Annotated in this window: 12 protein-coding genes, 3 pseudogenes and 1 CRISPR repeat array; of the genes and pseudogenes, 11 read left to right on the top strand and 4 right to left on the bottom strand. The window is 67.4% G+C overall.

The features are described from left to right. Positions 1 to 853: RNA-guided endonuclease InsQ/TnpB family protein (locus ACFV6H_RS21630; protein WP_385544483.1), on the bottom strand; the 853-nt coding region annotated here is incomplete at its 3' end. Positions 854 to 877: 24 nt separating this feature from the next. Between ACFV6H_RS21630 and tnpA the strand changes: the two are divergent. Further along, positions 878 to 1,084 (top strand): annotated as a pseudogene (gene tnpA, locus ACFV6H_RS21635) (IS200/IS605 family transposase); the annotation flags it as partial. On the opposite strand, the pseudogene ACFV6H_RS21640 reads toward tnpA, so the two are convergent. Then, positions 1,082 to 1,264 (bottom strand): annotated as a pseudogene (locus tag ACFV6H_RS21640) (hypothetical protein); the annotation flags it as partial. The pseudogenes tnpA and ACFV6H_RS21640 sit on opposite strands and share 3 nt — an antisense overlap. A 106-nt stretch (positions 1,265 to 1,370) precedes the next feature. On the opposite strand from ACFV6H_RS21640, the gene ACFV6H_RS21645 reads away from it, so the two are divergent. The 10 genes and pseudogenes from ACFV6H_RS21645 to ACFV6H_RS21690 all read left to right on the top strand — a co-directional run bounded on the left by ACFV6H_RS21645 (position 1,371) and on the right by ACFV6H_RS21690 (position 14,847). Further along, positions 1,371 to 1,961 (top strand): LuxR C-terminal-related transcriptional regulator, encoded by a 591-nt coding sequence (locus ACFV6H_RS21645; protein ID WP_385545054.1) that lies wholly within the window; start codon positions 1,371 to 1,373, stop codon positions 1,959 to 1,961. Positions 1,962 to 2,305: 344 nt separating this feature from the next. Beyond that, on the top strand, positions 2,306 to 3,061 hold the full coding sequence (locus ACFV6H_RS21650; protein ID WP_385544486.1) for a hypothetical protein: 756 nt from the start codon (positions 2,306 to 2,308) through the stop codon (positions 3,059 to 3,061). A gap of 194 nt (positions 3,062 to 3,255) precedes the next feature. Further along, positions 3,256 to 8,292 carry a caspase family protein gene (locus ACFV6H_RS21655; RefSeq protein WP_385544489.1) on the top strand — a complete coding sequence of 1,679 codons (5,037 nt, stop codon included), beginning with the start codon at positions 3,256 to 3,258 and terminating at the stop codon, positions 8,290 to 8,292. Further along, positions 8,289 to 8,639: a hypothetical protein gene (locus tag ACFV6H_RS21660; RefSeq protein ID WP_385544492.1), complete on the top strand. Its 351-nt coding sequence runs from the start codon at positions 8,289 to 8,291 to the stop codon at positions 8,637 to 8,639. The genes ACFV6H_RS21655 and ACFV6H_RS21660 overlap by 4 nt, the downstream gene beginning before the upstream one ends. Next, positions 8,636 to 9,247 carry a hypothetical protein gene (locus ACFV6H_RS21665; RefSeq protein WP_385544495.1) on the top strand — a complete coding sequence of 204 codons (612 nt, stop codon included), beginning with the start codon at positions 8,636 to 8,638 and terminating at the stop codon, positions 9,245 to 9,247. Before ACFV6H_RS21660 ends, ACFV6H_RS21665 begins: the two co-directional genes overlap by 4 nt. A gap of 356 nt (positions 9,248 to 9,603) precedes the next feature. Continuing rightward, positions 9,604 to 10,533, top strand: coding sequence for a 3'-5' exonuclease (locus ACFV6H_RS21670; protein WP_385544498.1), 930 nt, complete (start codon positions 9,604 to 9,606; stop codon positions 10,531 to 10,533). 149 nt (positions 10,534 to 10,682) lie between these two features. Further along, on the top strand, positions 10,683 to 11,117 hold the full coding sequence (locus tag ACFV6H_RS21675; RefSeq protein WP_384979005.1) for a hypothetical protein: 435 nt from the start codon (positions 10,683 to 10,685) through the stop codon (positions 11,115 to 11,117). Then, positions 11,108 to 11,866, top strand: a complete 759-nt coding sequence (locus ACFV6H_RS21680) for a nucleotidyl transferase AbiEii/AbiGii toxin family protein (protein WP_385544501.1) — start codon at positions 11,108 to 11,110, stop codon at positions 11,864 to 11,866. Before ACFV6H_RS21675 ends, ACFV6H_RS21680 begins: the two co-directional genes overlap by 10 nt. A 2,085-nt stretch (positions 11,867 to 13,951) precedes the next feature. After that, positions 13,952 to 14,110: pseudogene (locus tag ACFV6H_RS21685) on the top strand (transposase); the annotation flags it as partial. A 170-nt stretch (positions 14,111 to 14,280) separates the two neighbouring features. Next, positions 14,281 to 14,847 carry a hypothetical protein gene (locus tag ACFV6H_RS21690; RefSeq protein ID WP_385544504.1) on the top strand — a complete coding sequence of 189 codons (567 nt, stop codon included), beginning with the start codon at positions 14,281 to 14,283 and terminating at the stop codon, positions 14,845 to 14,847. A 10-nt stretch (positions 14,848 to 14,857) separates the two neighbouring features. Here ACFV6H_RS21690 and ACFV6H_RS21695 read toward each other — a convergent pair whose 3' ends face one another. Continuing rightward, positions 14,858 to 15,007, bottom strand: coding sequence for a hypothetical protein (locus ACFV6H_RS21695; RefSeq protein ID WP_385545095.1), 150 nt, complete (start codon positions 15,005 to 15,007; stop codon positions 14,858 to 14,860). 151 nt (positions 15,008 to 15,158) lie between these two features. Beyond that, positions 15,159 to 15,335 (bottom strand): hypothetical protein, encoded by a 177-nt coding sequence (locus ACFV6H_RS21700; RefSeq protein ID WP_385544507.1) that lies wholly within the window; start codon positions 15,333 to 15,335, stop codon positions 15,159 to 15,161. A 516-nt stretch (positions 15,336 to 15,851) separates the two neighbouring features. Continuing rightward, positions 15,852 to 17,708: direct repeats of the CRISPR family, unit length 29 nt; unit sequence GTGGTCCCCGCGCACGCGGGGTTGGTCCC. Positions 17,709 to 17,949 lie beyond the last annotated feature (241 nt).

Consider the following 17,949-nt stretch of genomic DNA (forward strand, 5'->3'; position numbering starts at 1 on the left):
TTCGAAATACGGCCACTTGAATGGAGCGACCTCGTGTCGCACCCGCTTGGTTCTCACGGATGATCTTCGTTGAGAGCTGATGGTGAAACTCGCGCAGCGCGTCGGCCACCTGCGCATGAGCGCGGGCCACCTTGATGCGGGCCTTGTCCCGGTTGTTGCTGCCCTTCGTCTTACGGCTCAGGGCCCGCTGTGCCTTCTTGAGCTTCTTCTCGGCACGGCGCAGGAAGCGCGGGGCTTCGATTTTCGTTCCGTCGGAGAGGACCGCGAAGTGCCCTAGCCCCAGGTCGATGCCGACGGCCTGATCCGATCCGGGCAGAGTGACCGGCTCGGTCTCGACCACGAACGATGCGAAATACCGGCCGGCGGCGTCCTTGATCACGGTCACCGTGGACGGGACCGAGGGAAGGCTGCGGGACCACTTCACCCGCACGTCCCCGATCTTCGGCAAGGACAGGTCCCCGCCGGCGGTGATCTTCCACCGGGCGTTCGCGGTGAACCTGACGGCCTGCCGGTTGTCCTTGCGGGATTTGAACCGGGGCGCGCCCATGTGCGGGCGCTTGCCCTTCAGCCCGTCGAAGAAGTTCCGGTACGCGGCGTCCAGGTCCCGCAGGGACTGCTGGAGCACGACAGCGGACACCTCGCTGAGCCAGGCGCGCGCCTCGGTCTTCTTGGCTTCGGTGATCAGCAGCCTGGACAGGTCCCCGGTCTTCGGGAACGCCTCACCGCCGGCGCGGGCGGTCTCACGGGCGCGGAGCGCGTCGTTGTAGACCACCCGCGCACACCCGAACGCCTGGGCCAGCGCCGAGCGCTGAGGGCCGTTCGGGTACAGGCGGAAGCTGTACCTCAACTGCATGCGATCACCGTACTACCGTTGGTTATGGCCGAGTATCAGAACATCCGCACTGGTCGTCACTGTGCTTTCGCTCTTCACGCGCACTTGGTTTTCGTGACGAAGTACCGGCACAAGGTCTTCAAGGACGCCCACCTGACACGCATGGAGGAGATCATGCGGGCCGTCTGCGCCGACTTCGAATGCGAACTGGTCGAGTTCAACGGCGAGAACAACCACGTCCACCTGCTCGTGCCCGGACGAAATGAGCCGCTGCACATGGTTGTTGGCAAGCTGCCCGTCGTCCTCCAGATCCTCCGCGAACTCCCGCAGGGCGTCCGCCATCTCCCGGTACGCGTCCTCGTCCACATTCGGCCAGGACACGCCGATCAGATCCAGCAGAATGTCGGCCCACTCCGGCACCGTGACAGCCACGACCCCAACCCCCCGTACACGTTGGCGCGTTCACAGAAATGCTCGCGCGAAGAGCCTGACATGCCCGCGTCGAACGGATCAAGGCGACGTGGCCCGGGCGGAGAGCGTGGTCTGTAGGACCTCGTCCAGGGGCGGTTTCCAGGAGGGCCACGCTCGACCGGGCGAACAGGCCTCTGCCATCGACCTGGCTGTAGGCCAGCGCGAAGAGGCGGCGTCCGCCTTGCTGGAGTACCGCGACCGTGCCGACCGGGTGGCGGGTGAGTTTGCCGTAGCGCTTGGTCTCGCGGTGCTCGTCCTGTCCGCGCATGTCGAGGACAGCTACGCCACCGAACTGCTGGCCGACGGCAGAGGCGGCGTGGGATATCTGCTCAAGGAGCGGGTGGGAAAGGTCGCGGATTTCCTCGAAGCGCTGGAACGGGTGGCCGCGGGCGGTACGGCGATGGACCCGGAGGTCGTCGCCCAACTGCTCGTACGCCGCCGCACCGACGACCCGTTGCACAGTCTGACTCCGCGGGAACGCGAGACGCTGGCGCTGATGGCCGAGGGCCACTCCAACGCGACGATCGCCGGCCTGCTGAAGGTCAGCGACGGTGCGGTGCACAAGCACATCGGCAATATCTTCAGCAAGTTGGGAATGCCGACGACGGATGCCGGCCACCGGCGGGTGCTGGCGGTGCTCGCGTATCTGAAGGCGTGAGTTCAGAAGGAGCCGCTGAGGATCCATCCAGCAGCCGCTGAGGAGCCGCCGAGGAGCCGTCGGCGAAGAATCTTCGCGAGAGCAACACACAGTCGACGCACGACCTCCCGCGCGTGCCGTTACGTTGTTGCCCGCTCGATCCTGAGTGCGAACTTGAACAGGTCGCCGGATTCCCTGGTGGCGCAGTCAGCACAGAAAGATCGCGGATGGACTACTGCTCCTCGTGCCGTCGGACTCTCAACGGGGCACTGGTGTGCCCCGGGTGCGGCGCGTACGCCCCGGACATCGCGCCTCCTGGCCACCGTCTCCACGACCCCCACGACCGCAACACGGCGCCGGCGACCGTGCTGGCGACGGAGGTGTGGCCCACTCAGGAGCCCGCGGCGGCCTGGGCGCCTCACCTCGACGCGGAGCCGACCGTATCGACTGCATCGACCGTGCCGGACACGCCGTACGCCGTGCCGTCGAGCGGCGCCGAGCACACCGATCCCACGACACAGGGCCGCGCCGCCCGGCGCCGCCAACTGGCGCGCTGGAAGAAGCAGCGCCGCCGGGCGGCGGTCGCGTCGACCGTCGCGCTCGTCGGAGGCGGTCTGACACTCGCCGTACTGCCGTCCCGCCCGTCCACCGGCCACGACGCGCAGGCATCCTCGACACCGGAGCCGCAAGCCACGGCCACCACCCTGGCGGACGCCACCGACACCGACTCGTCCTCCATACGGCCAAGCACCCGCGATCAGCAGGACTCCACCACCGTCACCGGCACCGGCACCGGCTCCCACCTGTCCGCGATCACGGGCCCACCACGGAAGACCACCACCCTGGTGGCCTCCACCACAACAAAGAACCCACGCCAAACCACCGCTGCTGCCGCCGCCCGCACCACCGCAACAACAGTCCCCCAGCCACGCACCACCACCCCCACAGCCCCCACCGCCGCCCCCACCACCAACCCCGCACCCCCACAAACAGCCACACCCACACCCCCACCGCCGTCCTCGCCACCCAACAACTCCACCGCAGACACCCCACCCCCACCCTCCACCCCAACACCCCAGCCCCCAGACCGAATCTGCGTACTGGTCCTCTGCGTCGGCTGACCGACGGCAAGCCCGGTCATCGGTCATGGCGCCGCTGACGGCGTGCACCACGATGCGACCGAGAGAGAGTTCGGCACCGTAGTAGCCGACGGCGTAAGTAGCCGGAGGCGTGCGAATCACCGAGCCAGTCGCCCCGCAAGTTCCGTGCGAGCGGTGGGATCATAGGCCCGTTCAAAGTCACGAACGGGGGGTCCGTGAAAGAGGCCAGTCGTACAGCACTGCTCATCGGAGTGGGCGACATCCCAGCGGCGGCGCACCGCTTCCGCCCGCTGAAGGATGCGGTCACCGCGGACCTCCGTGAACTGACTGCCGCTCTGCGAGGTGCCGGTTATCAAGTCGAGATCCTGCGTGACCCTTCGCGTAACAAGATCACCGAGCGCATCACCGAGATCTCGACGCACGCTCCCACCGGAAGCACCCTGCTCCTGCACTTCACCGGCCATGGCGTCCGCATCGGCGACACCGACTATCTGGTACCCGCCGATGCTCGCGCGCCCCTCGACGACAACCCGGCCGCCTGGGAGCAGCCGCACATCCGTGAGTCCCTGCTCGATGCCGACATCAGCAAGTACTTGACCTGCTGTAGTGCGGGCACGGTGCTGTGGCTGATCGATGCCTGCCGTTCGCCCGAGGACGGGGGCGCGACCGCCTTCGGCAGCAACGTCACCAAGGGCCCGCCCAGTGGTGGCTTTGCCGTGATGTCGGGCTGCGCACCTGGGCAGCGGAGCGGTTACTCGGGGACAGGCAGTTTCTTCACCCTGGCCTTGGCGGAGGCGTTCGATCCACTGACCGAGGCCACAACCGTGGAGGACGTGTACCAGACGGCCCGTCGGCTCACCCGGCAACTGGCCCTGCGCCGAGGAGCGGAACCACAGGATGTGCGGATCCACTACGGAACCGATCTGGAGCAGGAGACCAGAGCCCTGGTGGTCGCCAGAGGCAGACGGCTGCTCGAGTCATGGCGGGAGGTCGTACGTGAGCCGGCGCTGTGGGAGCGCGTACCGGAGTCAGACGCCGATAACGTTCCTCGCTTCCAGGAATGTCTGATCACGCTCGCCTCGGAGGCCGCCCGCCAGGTCCACCGCGCTCAGGAGCGGCTCCCCGACCCATGGGCCGACGACGACTTTCCGGTACGTCTGCTGCGCGACCGGCTGCCCCGGCTCCTGGCCAAGGACGCCGAACTGTCCGCTCTGGAGGTCACCTCACTGATCGCGGGGGTGTTCCTGCACGAGGCGGCCTGGGCCAGCCGGCTCAGCCAGGCCGCCGAGGTCACTCCCCACTCCGTACACCATCAGGACGACGGCAACGACCAGCGTCGGCACTACGAGCAGATCGTGGAACATCACCCCCAGATCGCGGAGAAGCTCTCGGGTCGCCTTTGGTGGCGCGACGACCCGGCTCACGAGCTGGAGGCCGTCACGCTTTGGCTGGTGCACCGTTGGATCGCCGAACGCTTCGAGACCGACGAGCAGGCCGTGCCGCCCGCCGTGGCCGACGGATTCGCCGCACAGCTCTTGAACGCGGGTGCGCCCAGCAGGGACGGACGGACCAATGGCCGGGCGGCCGAACTGTCGACGGCACTACGGACGGTCGCAGGCGGCCTCGCCCTCGGGTCTCCACCCGACGACCAGCAGCTTTCCTTCCCGGACCGATACAGCGTGTCGGACAAGCCCCAGAGACTACGAGTGCGCCCTCTCGCGGCACTGTTGCACCTCGCCGCGCTTCTGGCCTTCGACACCCGTACCCTCCCCGAGGTTCTCGCCGAGCATCTCGCCGTTTCCGACCCTGTGCTGCCCCGCGAGGTGATCGCAGTACTGCGGGACGCCTTCTGGAACGCCGAAGACGACGGGACTACGGCCGAGGACCTGCACCTCGACGCGGTGTGCCCGCATCCTGCGGTCCATGCCGCGCTGGGCACGATCGTCGAGGACGCCGACGAACTGGGCTACGCGCTGATGGAGACGGCACGCCGGCTGCCCGCACCCGAGGCCGCGCTGCTCAAGGCTCTGCCCGCACGGGTGACGGACCGACGGCTGAGACCGCACGAGGATCGAGGGCGACGCGCGTACGACGTGCCTTTGCTCCGCTTCTCCCTCGCGCAGACCGAGGTCCGCCGACTGCTCATGGGCGAGAAGCTGTACGACGGGGAACCCGCGCTCGCGGTGCGGGAGTTGTATCAGAACGCCATGGACGCCTGCCGCTACAGGCAGATGCGCACACGCTATCTGCGCGGGCGCGGAAAACAGCCCGCGCCATGGGCGGGGAACATCCATATCGAGACGGGCTCGGACACCCGCGGCCGGTATGTCGAGTGTCGGGACAACGGCGTGGGCATGACGGTCGACCAGCTCAAGAACACCTTCACCCGGGCCGGCCGCCGCTTCGAACAGTCACGGGACTTCCGGCGGGAGCAGGCGGGCTGGCTCCGGCAGGATTCGTCGCTGCGGCTGTACCCCAACAGCCGCTTCGGCATTGGAGTCTTCAGCTACTTCATGCTGGCCGACGAGATGACGATCGTCACCCGGCCGGTTGACGTGCACGGGATTCCCGCCCGGAAGGCACTGCGAGTGGACATTCCGGGGAGCGGAAGTCTTTTCCGGGTTCAGGAAGACGATGGACAGAGCGGCGAGGTACTTCCGGAAGGTGGCACACGCGTACGGCTCTATCTGCGCGACACGAACACTCTGTCCGGGGCCTCATGCGAGTCGGTGCTGCGCGCACTGGTGCTCATCAGCGAGTTCCGGCTGGAGGTGCGGAGCGAGTCCGGCCGAGAGCGAGTGTGGTTGCCCGGCATTCTACAAACCGGTACCGGTCAGTTGAAGATCGCAGCAGACACAGCTATCGAGGCCGTGCCGGGAACGCTGTGGTGGGTGAAAGGCAACGGGGCAATCCTGTGCGACGGCATCGCCAACAATGAGCGGCCCTTCGGCTATGTCCTCAATTTGACGGGCCCACACGCAGGTGAGCTGAGCGTCAATCGCAAGAAGCTGGAGAATTACGACGTTCAATGGGCTCGGCAGCAATGGCGCTTGGGGGCCAGAGCCCTCGCGACCTGGTCCGAGCTGGACCTTGCATGGCTTCACGAATTGGAATCCTACAATCTCTCTGCGGCACGTGTGATCTGGCAGAAGTGGAGCGGCAAGGGCCTTGGTGTCAAGGCTGACTACAGCAAGACGGTGGACCTCGATGCAGTCGGCTGGTTCCGCTTGGACGAACTCGTCGGCGATGAGGAGTCCGACACCAACGAGGAACGTGCTGTCCAGGATGCCGTCCAGCCTTGGCGTTCCGCAGCGCTCGGGAGCGCTTACCGGACGCCTGGCAAAGAAGCAGGTCCACTGTCCTTGGCAGGTCATCCGGTGCCTCAGCCAGGCTGGGCAGACATTGCGACAGAGATCAGGAGGGACTGGCGTTCCGTGATCTCGCTCGCCCATGACCAGCAGATCACAGTGGCGGAGGCGCTGCGCGTGGCCCGAGGACTACGTATCGTTCATCCCCGGCTGGCCGGACCGGCTGTATTCGATGGCGACCTGGACTGGACGCCGACCTACATCGACGCGCGAATCATGAGAGGACTGCTGGGTCCGGAGCAGAGCTGGCAGTTCCGCACCGAGAATAATTACCGTCACGCTCCCGGAGACCTGAGCGGCATCGTCCGCGCTTCCGCCGACAGCGCACAGTCCCTCGGCGAGTTGGCCGCTGCCTGCGGACGGTACGCGCCTCTCGTCAGGCAGTCGCTGGGCGAGGTGCCCGGGTACCACCGAGATCATGTCTGTGACGACAGCGATCTCGTCCTGCTCTACGTGCAAGAGGATGGAGGGTCCTGGAGGCCAACTTCAAGACCCTGGGATATTCCAGGGGTAGCCGACCGCTTGAGTATCACTCCCCTCACAGCGCTGAAGCACATCTCTCAGTTCGCCTGGCTGGGTCAGCAAGCACCCGACGCCACCCTGGTCGCCCGTTGGGCAGACGCTCCGGGCGACCTCCTGCCGATCCTTCTGCGCTACGTCGACGACGCCAAGGGTCGCCCCCTGCTGCCCTGGGCCGCCACCATCGCCCTTGCCTCGGAGTGGAAGATCCCCCTGCGCAAGGCGGAGAAAATACTTGCTCGGGCGGCCGAGCACCTGGGCCTGGCCCATCAGCGACGGTACACATCTGGATCAGCAGGGCATGACTTCGTCCCTGAGCCCGGGATGGCGTCGCTCGTCACCCACCTCCACAGCGCGGGGCTGCGGTTGGAAGCAGGCGTCTCCCTCCGCGATCTGACCTTTACCCGCTCATATCAGACAGAGCGGGAAGAACTCGCCCAATCCGTCAATGATTTGCGTACCGCTGGGGTGGACGCCCCTGACGCTGCAAACCTGCTACGGGCCTGGGAGGAACTACCGATGGCCAGCCGGTACGCCTTCTCCGGCCAGAATGCCTCCATCGACGCGACTGACTATCCTGCACTGCCGACCTCGGATGTGCTCTTCACCGCGAGCCAGCAATTGCGCGAGAAACTCTCATTCACGTGGAAGACAACACGGAAAGAAGTCCGACGCCTGGGCCTCGGCCCGGAGTTCTCTTCACCCGTCCTGGCCGATGAGCTGAAAGAGTACCGGCCGACACGGGACGAGACCGAGGTATTGATCGAGTGGGACTACGATGAATACGGGTGGATGAAAAGTCCTCGCTGGACTCCGCTGACCGCGGAGCGGCTCATCGGCTACGCCTGCGCCAAATATGTCAGCACGCGCAAAGCCTTTGAGCTTCTGCAGCCATTACGCGCCATCGGTGCGTTGGTACCCGAACTGACCATGGCGGCCGTCGCCGGTCTCCCTGACAGCATGCCGGGCCTCCATGACAAGGTAGCCCTCGACCCGGAGTACCGCGTGTCCGGACCGGGCGAATCGCTCGTGCCTCTTGACCTCGTCAGCATCGCCGGCCGCCTCGGCGAATCCATCGCCCGTACGTGGCAGCGCATCACACCGTATCTGGCCCTGGAGCCCGCGCCGTCCCTGATCACCGTGGCCTCCGATGTCCTGCCTCTCTGGCAGGATCTGGCGATCCTCTCCGAAAGGCTCGACGGCATGCTCCCAGCGATCGCCGGCCGGATCACTCCCGAGCGACTGGCCTTTGCCGCCGCGGGAGTCGGGGAGTCGACCGAGTGGGTACGGGAACGGCTCGGGCTCTACGCCGAGATGTTCGGACTGGAGCTCCCGCCTGTCGACGAGGACAACGATCACTCATGACGCAGCAGCAGCCGCACGACCACGACAAGCCCTACTCCGAGGAAGATCTCGGGGAACTCGACGCCCCCGCGTTCACCCAGCGGCCCTCCCCGGACGGCGGTGGGCTGACAGTGACGGGGACATGCCCGCGCTGTCGTGGCCGTACGGAGACGGAATTCCGGCGAGGGCTGCCGGGAACCGGGTCCAAGGGGCTGTTCGACCGGCTGACCCGGCGGAGTCCCTCCGTAACCGAGCCCGAGCCGCTGATCGGAGAAGTGCACTTCTGTGCGTGCGGGCACGCGCATCCGCAGATGCCTACGGACGCCCTCTTCATCGGGTGCGGTGCGAGCTGGCGGATCCGGCCATGAGCGGGCATTCCGACCGCCGTTGGGCACAGCTCGCGCGCGATCTCGAGTTCACTCGGCTTCCGGAACTGCGACGGCAGGCCGAGGGCTGGCGGACCGGACTGACAGGGCTGACGGCGCTGCTCGCCGTACTAGCGCTGCTGAAGGGCCGGGACAACTTGGCAGAGCTGCCAGCCTGGGCGCGGAACACGGCGACCGGCCTGCTGGTGGGAGCATTCGTACTTCTGCTGGCAGGGTCTCTGCTGGCAGTGCGGTCGGCGCACGGGATTCCGGGACAGGAGATCCTGCTCGGCGGCCAGTCACTGCGACGGTGGACCGAGCGGGAGGTGTCCCGGGTGACCCGAGCCCTGGCGTGGGCTTCGGCATGCTGTGTTCTTGGGCTGCTGCTGGTCGTCGGGGCACTCGCCCTGGCCTGGGTGACAACCGGGGATGCGCAGACGCATCTGATCAAGGTGAGTACGAACTCCGGTGATGTGTGCGGTGAACTGGTGTCGGCAGACCGGCACCAGGTGGTGGTCCGTACCGAGGCGACCAGTGGCAGCAAGGTGGCCGTACCGCAGGCGTCGGTGGTAACTGTGCGGCCCGCCAATGCCTGTAGCGTCGCGCCCTGATGTCTCCTGGCCCCCGGGTGTCTCCGTGTCCCAACTTGCGACGGGGTGAAGGACTGTTGCTGGTTCGGGTGGCCGGTGGTCAACCGTCGAAGCGTCTCCACGCGTAAGGTCCGGCATAGCCTGGGGCTTGCTGGCGAGGTCGGCGGGCAGGGGGTCGGCGGGAGCGAGTTCGGGCCTTTCGCGCTCGTAGGGCGCAGCATCGGCTCTCGTTGGTGAAGCGGCGGAGCATGATCGAGGTGGGGCGCATGACCAGCGCGGCACGCACCAACCGGTACGAAGGGCCGTGTGTCGGGTGCGGTGGGACGGTGGCTCCTGAGACCGGTGTGTTGCTGCGGAGCCGGTCGGGGAGTTGGGTGGTGTATCACCCGGCTCATGCGCCGGAGGCCGAACCAGGCGGATTCACCGGAGACGTCGCCGCGATGCGGAAGAACCAGCGGGACGGTGAGTGCGAGGTCTGCGGCGAACCGGTACCAGCAGGGCTCGGCGTACTGCTGTCGACTCAGTACGGCGGCTGGGAGGTGTGCCACCCGGACCATGTTCGCGAACCCGCGCCGCCGCCCCGCGGTACTCACCCCGGTTGGTACCGCCGACGCCTCATGGCCGTGGACATCGCCACGACCGGCAATCGGTACGGCATCGACCGAATCCTCGGAGCAGCCGTACGAAGCACGGACGGAACAAATCGAAACTGGCTGATCGATCCCGGGCCGGGCCCACTGTCTGTCGCGCCTCGCAAGCATCACGGCATCACGGTGGAGCAGGCACGGGCGGAAGGCATTCCCGCCGCTCAGGCCCTGGACGAGCTGGCCACCGTGCTTGCCGGTCATCTGACCACGAAGGAGCCGCTGGTCGCCTGGCACGCGCCCTTCGTGCTGACCACCCTGGAAGCCGAACTGCTGCGGCACAGGCTCGCTTCTCTCGCCGACCGCGTACCTCACGGCCTGTCACCGATCTGCGATCCTCTTGTCCTCGACCGGCACGCCGACCCCTTCCGCTCCGGCGGACGCGCCCTGGAGACGGTCACCGAGTGGTACGGCATACCGCACGACCATCCCGGCCGGCCGCATCACGACGCCGAGGCCGCGCTCGTCCTGGCGTACACCATCGGGGCCTGCTACCCGCCCGTCGGACGGCTGTCCCGCCCGGCCCTGCACCGCGAACAGGTGCGCTGGTACGAGCAGTACGCGGAGGAAGCCGAGGCGCGAAATCCTGGCGTGGGCAGAGACCGTCAGTGGCCCCTCGGGACTGTCGAAGTCTTGCCTTGGCAGGACCACAAGGCCGAATAGCCCCCTGGGATCCCTGGTCGAGCCCTGGCTGAGCCCTGTGTGGTGCCTTCTGTGCGGTGCCCTGTGCGTGGCCGGCGGACCGGCGGTGGCTCGGGCTTCTTCCTGCGATAGCGTCCCGCAGCATGCGGAGACACTGGGTGGGGCTCCTGGTGGCCGGCTTGATTGCCGTGCCGATGGTGATGTTCGTCGGGGAACCGATCAGGTATTTCCTGTTCACCTATGGGTGCAGGGAGGAAGAGGACCGGCTCGCGGAGGCGATCGCGGGGGATCCGGTGCTGGACGCGCTGCCCGCGGGCGCCGGGAAGGGGGAGACGTACAAGGGGTGCGACGACGACGATCTGTTCGTCTCCGTCGGTACTGAATTCCCGTACGACGCCTCTCGGCAGAGCGTTCTCGTCCATTACCGGGAGACCGCGCGAGCGAACGGCTGGCAGCCGCAGGCCACGGACGCGGACGGCTCGCCGTCCGACTGCTTCACCAAGCGGATCGGCGGCACAACCGCCTATCTCAGCGTGTACGGCCCGGACAACGGAAAGGCAGGGGTGGAGATCACTGCGGATCACTCCGGTTCGGAATGGTGCTGACTCTGTACGTGGTTTCCGTCCGGTTTCCGAACTCCACCGCACCGCCGCAACGCCGCCTCCTGGCGGACGTACTGGCCGCAGGCGGCACGTATCCTCTCGTACTCGCCGGTGACTACGCCGTCCACGCGCACGGCCTGGTCAACCGGCTGAGCCGGGATCGGGGCCGGGACTGGGACCGGTGTCGGGACCTGAGCGTCGCGACGGAGAGCCCGGAACGCATGGAGACCATCGCCACCGCCGTGCGAGCAGGGCTGGAGCAACGCGGTTGGCACGTAAGGGCCCTGGAGACGGATCCGTTGTCCGCGCAGCTGATCGTCACCGATCCCGCCACCAGGCAGGAGCGGCGGTGGCAGGAGCAGTACGAGGTCGACATCCGCAAGGAGACACTTTGGCGACCGCCCGTCCCGACCGAACACGGCTTGGTTCTCTCCCTCGAAGACGTCATCGGCACCAAGGTCCGCGCACTGGCCGACTACGGACTCGCCCGTGACCTGATCGACGTACAAGCCGCCGCACACCACTGGAGCCACCCGGAACTCGAAGAACTCGGACGCCGCCACACCCGCGTCCCCTTCGACCTCACCGACCTTCAGACACGTCTCTACGGAGCCGACTGGATCGACGACACCGACTTCGCCGCCTACGGACTGGACGAGTCCGCGACCACCGCACTGCGGCAGTGGGCACAGGAATGGGCCGCCGACATCGCCGAACGACTCCTGGAAGAGGAAGCACCCCACGAAGACTGACGCCCAACTGGCGCTGACAGAGGAGCTGTGGCCGCAATCCGGGGAGGAGCACGACGGCTTCGCCACGACGGCATTGGCCGTCGCGCTGGGCAGTCGGGGTGAACGGCCGAGTTCTGCTCAGTATCGCCTCGATATAAGGTAGTTCAGGCGTCTATGCCTCCAAGGAGGTGCCTTGAATCATGACCCTCGCACCACTCAAGCACCGCCTCAAGAGTCGAACCAGTAGCTTCGGCGCTCAGACTCACCTGAATGAAATGACACTTGACCGCTGACAAACGCCCAGGCCAACAGGGTCGGTCCCGCGTATGCGGGGATGGTCCTCGGCGCGGCGGTTGACAAGAAGTTGGTGCGGCGTCGGCCCCGCGCATGCGGGGATGGTCCGGCGTTGCGGGACATCTTCGCGGCCGGTGGCTGGTCGGCCCCGCGCATGCGGGGATAGTCCGCTGTCGTAGTAGCGGCTGAGTGCCTCCATGCCGTCGGCCCCGCGCATGCGGGGGTGGTCCTTCGAGCTGCACCGTGGCGACGGGGTTGTGAGCGTCGGCCCCGCGCGTCTCGGGGGGGGGAGACGCGTGGTGGCCACCTCGCGGGAGAACTTCGACCGGGTACCTGCTTGGGTCGTTCGCGTGTCACCACGCGTGACTGTGGTCGTGGCGCACAGGAGCCCCGTCACAGCCCTGCGCGAGTGTGTACCGATCCGTGGCAAGCACGAACTGGTCGCGCCTCGGTCGGATTCCGGGAAATCCCGGTCTTGGTACATGGATCAGATCAAGGGGAGGCCGGCGAACATCGAGGATGCGGCCCACGTGCTGAGGCGGCGGTCGGCGGCGTCTTCATCTGGTGACGTGCTCTGCCAGGATCTGACGAAGGTCGGCCGGGACGCCGTCAAGCGGATGAGTACCGACAGCACGGTGGCGAGGTCGTACCGCGCGAAGGTGTCACTTGCTCGCCCAGGACCACTTCGAGGTGTTCGTACCTCGCGTCCAGGAAAACGGGCAGGTCAGGTGCGTACGCGCGGACCGTCTTGCCGACGGCCTGGCAGAGAAAGCAGGAAGGGGCAGGGGCCTTTTTCCGCAAGCCCCGGGATCCCCCGGGGTCCCGAAGAGCGGCCCTTCTGCCGCCCGTCGGCCGGTTCGGGTACGTTGCGGCGGAAGCCGCTGTCTTACCGGAACCAGCGCACGCACTCGCCGCCGTCGAACCCTGCCAGGACGCCAGATGGGCTTCGCTCTCCGCCACGGCGCCTCGGACACTGGTTACGGCACCGCGACCGTACGGCTCCTGCTCGACGTCGGCTTCCACGAACTGAGCCTCCACCGAAACATCCGCCATGAACCATGCAGGCAGCCCGGATGGTCGAAGAGGGCCGCATCCGCGAGAAGCGTCAAGTGGGCGGGGCCATGGGTCCGTTGATCCAGGACGAGATACCTCTCCCCCGCGATTCGGAACGGTGAGCTGCTGATGACGGGCCAGGTGGTTGGGAGTTGCCGACCCGGCGCTCGGTGCGCCGATCACCTCCGGCGCGCGGCCCGGGCGCCGTTATCGGGTGGAAGTGGGTGTGCGGGGAACGCGCCTTCTCCGTGGGCGTCGACCGCCCGCGCCTGCTCGCGGCGTACAACGATGTGGGACGGCTGACCGGCCCACCCGCACCATGAGTGGCCGGGTGGTCTGTACACCGCAGGTCGTAAAAGCGGGAGTCCTGGGGCGGGCAAGCCGGCCTTGTCGTCCCGGACCGTGCGCCGCTTACGCTGCGGGTGGTGCCGTGCAGCGCGGTGACCTGCTCTCCGACGAGCAGCGGGCCATCGGGTCCCGGCCGGGCAGACCACACGCCAGGTGGTTGGGGCACGTCGGTGTACGCGAAGACCGGCAGCACGATCTCCCTTTGCCCGCACGGCTCAGTGAGTTCCTCCGGTCGTATGAGGCGGAGGCGGAGGCCGAGCCCCGGCACGACCGGAGCGCACGACCGGAGCGGCGGATACTCGTACGCCTCTTCCCGGCCCGGTCCAGGCATACAGCACGTTGCAGGTGCAGCCGCACAGCGGCCTTCGATATAACCCGTCTCCGTCGTGGGCGCGGCCCCCTCGATCGCGTATCGGACCGTACCTGCCGATCGGTGGCTACGGCCCGTACCCCGAGCGGCTGCGGCAGCAGTTCGAGAGCGTGATCTGGCGGTTCGCGACCAGCGGGCAGTGGCGGGAGACGCCGGGGGAGTTCGGTGCCTGGTCGACTGTCCACAACCGCTTCCGGCAGTAGCGTGCCGCAGGCGTCTTCGAGGCCCTGCTGGAGGCCCTGATCTCGGAGGCCCTGATCGCGGAGACCGCGAAGCCCGAGAGAAAGCGTGCTAATCTCACCGGCCGTGCACACTTGGTGCCAGAGGCGTGAGGTCCGCCTATATTGACATCTCAACCACAGGAGTCGGCTTGGCACTTCGTGCGGGAACCGGCCGTTGTGCCGCACTGCTGCTGACGGTTGCACTGGCGACCGGAGCTCTCACCGGATGCGATTCCCTTCTTCTGGACGCCGCGCTCGACCGGGGTTGCGAGAACACCGAGAGCCGTGTCAAGGAGCTGGAGTCGTACGACATCCTCGACTCCCGGCCCGAAGGAACCGTCGTACCTCAGGGCTTCGAGGACCTCGAGTCCGGCTGCTGGGCAGACAGCGGCGACGCCTCGGTATACGCCGATCGGACCTACGTATTCCCCGGTGAGAAGGCCGAAGTGATCCAGTACTACCGGGCGGCAGCGGAGCGCGACGGCTGGGAGTTGTCTCAGACCCTCGCGAAGTCGTCGAAGGCAGAGCGGCCTGCGGATCTATGCTTCACCCTCGACAAGGGGGACGGCACGACGATGCTGGACGTCTACTTCCTGACCGAGGAAATCCTCGACGCGGAAGGGCGCAAGCCCGGGCCCGAATTCAACTCTGGATCCGGCTACCGTGTGTCCATCACCTCCCCGGCAGACGGTTCTACGACCAGATGCTCGGACTGAAGCCAGCCCGCTACGCGGAAGGAGCCGGGGTCCGGGGATCCGCCTTGCGCATGCCCTCGAACTGCTGCCGCAGCCGCTCGGGGTACGGGCCGTAGCCACCGATCGGCAGGTACGGCCCGGTGAACTCCGTCTCCGCGTCCGTCAGTTGCACTCGCGTCATGCAAAACGATCTACCTGGTCAAGCCCCGACACACGGGCGAATCCGCGGATTGATCACGACTCGATACGCGACTTAGTTGGTCGGTCCAAGGCGAGGCGTACGCGCCGAACAGCACCTGGCCGACGGCCAGTTCGACCCAGTCCTCGCGCGTTCAGTCGGCCTGTATCCGCATGAGGAAGACCTCGGGCTTGCCGTCGGGCCTGGTACGGCCGGGCACAGTTACGGATGGCCTCGGCGAGTCGGTGCCGGAATTGGCGCAGCGCGTCCTGCCGGAACCGTCCGGTACGCACTCGCCGCCACCTTCGCCGATACGGAAGCGGCCGGGCACGAACCCGCCGTACTGCTGGCCGAGGCTGTCAACCGGCGCGAGCTGGACACAACCGCTTCGATCAGCGACGCGCTCCCGCCACCCGTCATGTGACGCAGCCTGCTACTGCTGCCGCGTCAGCCCGGTGGCCCTTGGGTAGCGGCAGGCTTGGCGGTCAGCGAAAGGAGCCGCAGTGGAACTCGGTACCCGGCGTATGCGCGCGAAGCGCGCGGGAGCGGCAGCAGGGAACCGGCAACAAGACGCAACTCCCGCCAGGTCGGCCTCAGTACATTCGCCTTCGGACCGCCATGAGTCTGCGCCGACAGCGCTCGGTTCGCGGGTGTGCCTCGCCATGAGGCCGACGCGGGAGAGCACCGTCGGAAGTAGGCTGTCGGCAGTGGATAAGGCCATGTTCACGGCACCAGGTGAAGTCGAGGACGCCAACATCACGGTTTACCTGAAATGACACTTATGACGGAATTCCTGAAAGTAAGTAAAAACGGGTCTCCGCCCATGTAAAACAGCAGGTCAGCTCCTGTGGTCCCCGCGCACGCGGGGTTGGTCCCACCTGGATCGTCACCAGCCTGGCCGTGTCGGGGTGGTCCCCGCGCACGCGGGGTTGGTCCCTTCGGTCGGGAAGAGTCCCTCTGTAGGAGTCTGTGGTCCCCGCGCACGCGGGGTTGGTCCCGGCGTCCCCGCCGGCACCCGGGCCATGGTGCTGTGGTCCCCGCGCACGCGGGGTTGGTCCCACGATCTACCAAGAGCGAGATACGTTGCGCGCTGTGGTCCCCGCGCACGCGGGGTTGGTCCCTCGCCGGATCCCATGCCCGGCTCGGTGCCGTCGTGGTCCCCGCGCACGCGGGGTTGGTCCCTCAAAGCCCTGCCCGGACTTGCCTCGGGCGTAGTGGTCCCCGCGCACGCGGGGTTGGTCCCGCCGCGCCCCGCAAATCGCCGCCGACTACCTCGTGGTCCCCGCGCACGCGGGGTTGGTCCACCCAGTCGGCGCAGTCGAGCGTCGCGCCGTACGTGGTCCCCGCGCACGCGGGGTTGGTCCCCTACCTGGTGATCGGCCGCACTCCATGGAACTGTGGTCCCCGCGCACGCGGGGTTGGTCCCCATGTTCCCAGAGCGCCCCCTTTCTCGTGTCCGTGGTCCCCGCGCACGCGGGGTTGGTCCCTCCTGGCGGACCAGGTCGAACAGTTCGTGCTGGTGGTCCCCGCGCACGCGGGGTTGGTCCCGGCAGCGTGTCGGTCGGCGGCGGCGGCGTGTGGTCCCCGCGCACGCGGGGTTGGTCCCTGACGTTCAAACCCGTGCAGGAAAGCGGGTGGGTGGTCCCCGCGCACGCGGGGTTGGTCCCCACTGCCCGGAGTGGGCTGGGGCGCAGTAGCCGTGGTCCCCGCGCACGCGGGGTTGGTCCCGCCAAGCGTTAGTCGGACGTTAATGGCCTGGTGTGGTCCCCGCGCACGCGGGGTTGGTCCCAGGCCGCTGAAGACTCCGCGGAGGCTCATACGGTGGTCCCCGCGCACGCGGGGTTGGTCCCAAGCACTACTCGACAGGCACATCCAACGCGTAGTGGTCCCCGCGCACGCGGGGTTGGTCCCGACGCCGTACGTGGTGCAGGGAAGCGGAAACTGGTGGTCCCCGCGCACGCGGGGTTGGTCCCGACGCCGTACGTGGTGCAGGGAAGCGGAAACTGGTGGTCCCCGCGCACGCGGGGTTGGTCCCTCTTCAACGTCCAGTTCACCTGCCCGCCGATCGTGGTCCCCGCGCACGCGGGGTTGGTCCCATGATGATCCGCTCGCGGCTGTCGGTCATGCCGTGGTCCCCGCGCACGCGGGGTTGGTCCCTTGCTCAGGCGTACGCTGACGCCGCGAGAGCTGTGGTCCCCGCGCACGCGGGGTTGGTCCCATCCTCGACATCCTCCGCCGCACGGACAACGGGTGGTCCCCGCGCACGCGGGGTTGGTCCCCTGTCCTACGACTGGACCGTCCTCACCCGGGAGTGGTCCCCGTGCACGCGGGGTTGGTCCCCACAAGCTCTTGCCCGCGAACGTGGCTGGTCTGTGGTCCCCGCGCGCGGGGTTGGTCCCAGGCTGATCAGGTGCGGGTACGTCCGGTCCTTGTGGTCCCCGCGCGCGCGGGGTTGGTCCCTCCCACACCGACTGCCAAGTGGCCTTGGTCTTGTGGTCCCCGCGCGCGCGGGGTTGGTCCCATCACATGCTCGTTATCGGTGTCGGCGCCCCGGTGGTCCCCGCGCACGCAGGGTTGGTCCCTACATCGTGCAGGTGGAGTTCGTGGACAAGACGTGGTCCCCGCGCACGCGGGGTTGGTCCCTCCTTGTCCCTGGAGTTGAACACCGCCGGGTCGTGGTCCCCGCGCACGCGGGGTTGTTGGTTTCTGGCTGGGGCTCGCGCGATGTGGGTCTGGCGGCACATCGGTCGATCTCCGGGCGTTGGGGGTGCGGTTGGCTCGGGCTGGCCCCGGCCCCCTGCCCCCGGCCCGAATCGTGTGGTTACCGCTGCATTGGCGGTTCGTAAGCGCTATTCTGCCGCGACGGAGTTCTGGGGGGCGACGTGGCAGCGGGGTCGGCGCGGGCGGTTTTAGTTGAGGGGGCGTCTTACAACGACCCCTTCTTA

The sequence above is a fragment of the Streptomyces sp. NPDC059743 genome (assembly GCF_042732975.1).
GTDB lineage: Bacteria > Actinomycetota > Actinomycetes > Streptomycetales > Streptomycetaceae > Streptomyces.